The following is a 431-nucleotide window of genomic DNA, read 5'->3' on the forward strand; positions in this document are numbered from 1 at the left end:
GCGGTGTTCGGCCTGCTGCAAACCTTCCAGCAAGGCGGCGTCAACTACACCCCCCTGTTCGTGCTGCCGGTGCTGCTGGCGTCCATTCTGGGGCCCCTGCTGCTGGCGCTGGGCAGCGCTGCCTTTGCCACGCTGGCGCTGCTGTTCGACGCGTTTTCCGGCGAGGTGCTGCGCCCCGGCCAGGCCACCGCCAATTACGTGCAAAGCGCCATCACTGGAGCCGGGCTGTTTCTGGTGGCGCTGCTGGCCAACCAGCTGGCGGCCCGCCTCTGGCGCGAACAGGCCCAGGCCCGCCACAGCCGCGCCCGCGCCATGGCCGAGGCGCAGGTCAACCAGCTCATCGTCACCGGGCTGAACGAAGGCGTGCTGGTGGTGGACGCGCACGGCAGCATCTGGCACGCCAACCCGGCCGCCTGCGCCATGCTGGGCGC

The 431-nt window shown here is 70.8% G+C and carries 1 protein-coding gene; it reads left to right on the forward strand.

The window, feature by feature from the left end; translation table 11 throughout:
• Positions 1-431, forward strand: a 431-nt coding sequence (locus tag HA630_RS01190; protein ID WP_166832132.1) for a PAS domain-containing protein, incomplete at both ends; no start/stop codon positions are given.

The sequence above is a fragment of the Aquabacterium sp. A08 genome, from assembly GCF_011742065.1.